The sequence below is a fragment of the Sphingopyxis sp. genome (assembly GCF_016463645.1).
Lineage (GTDB): Bacteria > Pseudomonadota > Alphaproteobacteria > Sphingomonadales > Sphingomonadaceae > Sphingopyxis.
The window spans coordinates 1-4,488 of the sequence record NZ_JAEMQX010000201.1; the positions used below are offsets into that span (position 1 = coordinate 1).

Consider the following 4,488-nt stretch of genomic DNA (forward strand, 5'->3'; position numbering starts at 1 on the left):
ATCGTCATCACCGGCGACGTCGGCGCGGGCAAGACGACGCTCGTCGGCCATCTGATGAACACGATCGACCCCAACCGGCTGACCGCGGTCAAGCTGGTGTCGACGCAGGTCGAGGGCGACGATCTTCTCCGCCTCGTCGCCGAACAATTCGGTATCGGGTGGGAAGGCGAGAGCAAGGCCGAACTGCTGCGTTCGATGGAACAATATCTTCGCGAACAGGCGCGCGCCGGCAAGCGCACGCTGCTGATCGTCGACGAAGGGCAGAATCTGGCGATATCGGCGCTCGAAGAGCTGCGCATGCTCTCGAACTTCCAGCTCGGCGGCCATTCGCTGCTGCAAATTTTCCTGCTCGGCCAGCCCGAATTCCGCCAGACGCTGTTCCACACACCGACGCTCGAACAACTGCGCCAGCGCGTGATCGCGACGCACCACCTCGACCCGATGGAGCCCGAGGAGGTCGAACCCTATATCCTCCACCGCCTCGGCAAGGTCGGCTGGACGGGCAACCCCAGCTTCAGCCCCGACGCGTTCGAGGAAATATTCGATTACAGCGAAGGCGTGCCGCGCAAGCTCAACGTCCTCGTCAGCCGCCTGCTGCTCTATGGCGCGGTCGAGCAGATGACCCGCATCACGGCGCAGAATGTGCGCTCGGTCGTCGCCGAGATCGAGGCCGACCGCGGCATCGACGCGTCGACGCTCGCACCCTTGCCGATCGACGAGATCGTCGCGGCCGCGGCGACCGCCGTCGCGCCGACGCCCGCGCCCTTCGCCGCGCCGGTGCCCGCGAACGAAGCGGCGCCCGAATGGCCGCAGCGCGCTGCGGCGCCGGTCGTCGATGGCCCCGCGCCCTTCGCGGCGCCGGCCGGACCCGCGCCGGTGGTCGCGCCGACTTCGCCCGAGGCGGTGGAAGCGCCCGTGCCGGTGGCACCTGCGGTGGACCCCGAGCAACTCGCCGCGCTCGAAAAGCAGATCGCGTCGCTCGAAGAGCGCCTCGTCGAACAGGATGCCGCACTCCGCCGCGTGCTCGATCTCCTGATCGAATGGGTCGAACGCGATCCCGACAACGCGCCCAATCCGCAGAATTCGCGAACCTGGGCCGCCTGACAACCCGGCGGAAATCGGCTAGCCCGCTGATGAAGGTGAGGAAAAATGCAGAACGGCCTGTCGGTCGATGTCGAGGACTGGTTTCAGGTCGGCGCCTTTGAGCGCACGATCGGCCGCGCCGACTGGGACGGTCTCGAATGCCGGGTCGAGGCGAATTGCGACGCGGTGCTGCAGATTTTCGCCGATGCTGGCGCGAAAGGCACCTTCTTCACATTGGGCTGGGTCGCCGAACGCTATCCCGCGCTGATCCGGCGCATCGTCGCGGCGGGGCATGAACTCGCCAGCCACGGCTACGACCACAAGCGCGTCTTCAACATGACGGCGGACGAGTTCGCCGCCGATCTCAAAAAGACCCGCGCCATCCTCGAGGATATCAGCGGGGCCCCGATCGCCGGCTATCGCGCACCGAGCTTTTCGGTCGATACGCGCACGCCCTGGGCGCACGTCATTCTTGCCGAACAGGGCTATGCCTATTCGTCGAGCGTCGCGCCGGTGGCGCACGATCATTATGGCTGGCCCGAAAGCCCGCGCCACGCCTGGCAGCCGCTTCCCGGCAGCGATCTCGTCGAATGGCCGGTCACGACGGCGCGTTTCGCCGGGCGTACGCTTGCCGCGGGTGGCGGCGGCTTCATGCGCATGCTGCCCTATGGCTTCACGCGCTGGGCGATCGCGCGGATGAACGGCGAGGGGCATCCCGCCATTCTCTATTTCCATCCGTGGGAAATCGATCCCGGCCAGCCGCGCGTTGCCGGCGCGCCGATCAGGTCGAAGGTCCGTCATTACACCGGCTTGTCGGCCATGGCCGGGAAGCTCAGGAAATTGCTCGCCGATTTCGACTGGACGCGCGCCGACGCCCTGCTTCCCGAGCAGCAACGGCGTGCGCAGCCGTGGCGCGCCGCGGCGTGAACGCGCCGACGCTTGCCGTGAGCGACGGTTTTTCCGGGGCGCCGCTGTCCGACGCGGCCGAATGGGATGCCTATGTCGCGGCGCATCCGCAGGCGACCCCGTTCCACAGCCGCGCGTGGTGTGAGGCGATCACGAAGGCGACGGGCCACCGCTGCCATCTCGTCACCGTGCGCGATGCGGCCGGCGCGCTGACCGGCATCCTGCCGCTCCACCATGTCCGCTCGCCGCTGTTCGGACAGGCGCTCGTCGGCAGCGGCTTTGCGGTCGACGGCGGCATCCTCGCCGACGACCCGGCGGTGGCGGCGACGCTGGCCCGGGGCGCGGCCGACATGGCCCGGTCGCTCGGCGCTCCGTCGGTCGAACTGCGCGGCGGACCCTTGCCCGAAGGCGAGGGCTGGGCCCGCGAGGACGGCGTCTACGCCGGCTTCGCACGCGATCTTGCCGCGGACGACGACGCCGAACTCCTCGCCATCCCGCGCAAGCAGCGTGCCGAGGTTCGCAAGGCGCTCGAAAGCGGTCTCGCCGTCACGACCGGCCGTTCCGGACAGGACCGCCGCGACCATTATCGCATCTATGCGACGAGCGTCCGCAATCTTGGCACCCCGGTTTTCCCGAAAAAGCTGTTCGACGCGGTGCTTGATGCCTTCGGCGACGATGCCGATATCCTGACGGTGCGCGAGGCGGGGCGACCCGTGGCGAGCGTGCTGAGCCTTTATTGGCGTGGCACAGTGATGCCTTATTGGGGCGGCGGCACCGCCGACGCACGCAGGCTGCGTGCCAACGAACTGATGTATTTCGCCCTGATGTGCCACACACGCGCCAAAGGCTGCGCGCGCTTCGACTTCGGCCGCTCGAAACTCGGGACCGGCCCCTTCGCCTACAAGAAGAATTGGGGCTTCGAACCGCAGCCGCTCGTCTACGCGCGCTGGCTCGCGCCCGGCGAAACCGCGCGCGACACCAATCCGAACAGTGCCCGGTACCGGCTGCAGGTCGATCTCTGGAAAAAGCTGCCGCTATGGGCGGCGAACCGCATCGGGCCGCTGATCGCGCGCGGATTGGGATAGTGGCCGAAATCCTGTTCCTCGTTCACCGCGCGCCCTGGCCCCCCGACCGCGGCGACCGGATCCGCAGCTGGCACATGTTCGAAGCGCTGGCCAGACTCGCGCCGGTGCATGTCGCGGCCCTCGCCGATAATGAAGCCGACGCCGCGCTCGCCCGCGAGAAGATGGCGCCGCTCTGCAAGAGCCTGGCGATCGAAGTGCGCAACGCGTCGCGCCCGCTTGCGCTCGCACAGGCGCTGCTCCGCGGCGAGCCTGTGTCGAACCGCCTGTTCCGGAGCGCCGCGCTGGCGCGTCACGTCGATGCGCTGATCGGGCGGGGCGAAGTCAGCCATATCGTCGCCTTCTCGGGCCAGATGGCGCAATATCTGCCGGCGCGTTTCGACGGTCCGGTGCTGATGGATTTCGTCGACGTCGATTCGGCGAAATTCGCGACCTATGCCGAGCAGGACAGGCGCCAGCCGCTTCACTGGATTCATTCGCGCGAGGCGCGTGTGCTTGGTGCCTATGAGGCCGAAGTCGCGCGCCGCACCGCTGCCAGCCTGTTCGTCAGCGAAGCCGAGGCGGCCCTGTTCCGCAGCCGAAGCGGCCTTGGTCCCGGCCGGGTGCGCGCGGTCGAAAATGGCATCGACGCCGACCGGTTCGATCCGGCGACCCGGCTCGATACCGCCGGGGCGGGGGAAGGGGTGCTGGCGGTCTTTACGGGCCAGATGGACTACCGCCCGAACATCGACGCCGTGCGCTGGTTCGCGGCCGATATCCTGCCGTTGATCCGCCGGCGCCACAGCCAAGCCCGCTTCGCGATCGTCGGCCGCGCGCCCACCGACGATGTGCGCGCGCTCGAAAAGCTGCCCGGCGTGACGGTCACCGGCGAGGTGCCCGATGTGCGGCCTTGGCTCGCCGTCGCCGACGCGGTGGTCGCGCCGCTGCTGCTCGCACGCGGCGTCCAGAACAAGCTGCTTGAGGCGATGGCGATGGCGCGGCCGGTCGTGGCGAGCGCCGCCGCCGCCACGGGGATCGACGCGGCACCGGGCGAGCATCTGCTCGTTGCCGACGGCGCAGGCGCGATGGCCGATGCGGTTTGCGCGCTCTTCGACGACCGCGCCGCCGCCGCCGCGATGGGACGGGCCGCGCGCGCGCGGATGATCGCGCGCTATGGCTGGGATGCGCGCATGGCGCCGCTTGGCGAGCTGCTCGGGTTGCCGGCGTGACGGTCTGGCAACGCCATCTCGCCGCGCTTGCGCTGCTGTCGGCTGCGCTTCTCGCGATCTTCTGGCGCGATGCCGCCGATATGGCGGGCATCTGGTGGAACAGCTCGACCTTCACCCACTGCTTGATGATCGTGCCGATGATCGGCTGGCTCGTGTCGCAGCGCGTGGTGCTGCTCCGCCCGCTGACCCCGGCCTTCTGGTGGCCCGCG

At 68.8% G+C, this 4,488-nt stretch carries 5 protein-coding genes; all 5 read left to right on the top strand.

Features of this window, described 5'->3' with window-relative positions; translation table 11 throughout:
* Positions 1–1,104: AAA family ATPase (locus tag JHC57_RS21300; protein ID WP_294032584.1), on the top strand; the 1,104-nt coding region annotated here is incomplete at its 5' end.
* A gap of 45 nt (positions 1,105–1,149) precedes the next feature.
* On the top strand, positions 1,150–2,010 hold the full coding sequence (locus JHC57_RS21305) for an XrtA system polysaccharide deacetylase (RefSeq protein WP_294032585.1): 861 nt from the start codon (positions 1,150–1,152) through the stop codon (positions 2,008–2,010).
* A 17-nt stretch (positions 2,011–2,027) separates the two neighbouring features.
* On the top strand, positions 2,028–3,074 hold the full coding sequence (locus JHC57_RS21310; RefSeq protein WP_294032587.1) for a FemAB family XrtA/PEP-CTERM system-associated protein: 1,047 nt from the start codon (positions 2,028–2,030) through the stop codon (positions 3,072–3,074).
* Positions 3,074–4,279 (top strand): TIGR03087 family PEP-CTERM/XrtA system glycosyltransferase, encoded by a 1,206-nt coding sequence (locus JHC57_RS21315; RefSeq protein ID WP_294032586.1) that lies wholly within the window; start codon positions 3,074–3,076, stop codon positions 4,277–4,279. The genes JHC57_RS21310 and JHC57_RS21315 overlap by 1 nt, the downstream gene beginning before the upstream one ends.
* On the top strand, positions 4,276–4,488 hold a 213-nt coding region (locus JHC57_RS21320; protein ID WP_366928560.1), incomplete at its 3' end, for an archaeosortase/exosortase family protein. The genes JHC57_RS21315 and JHC57_RS21320, both read left to right, overlap by 4 nt.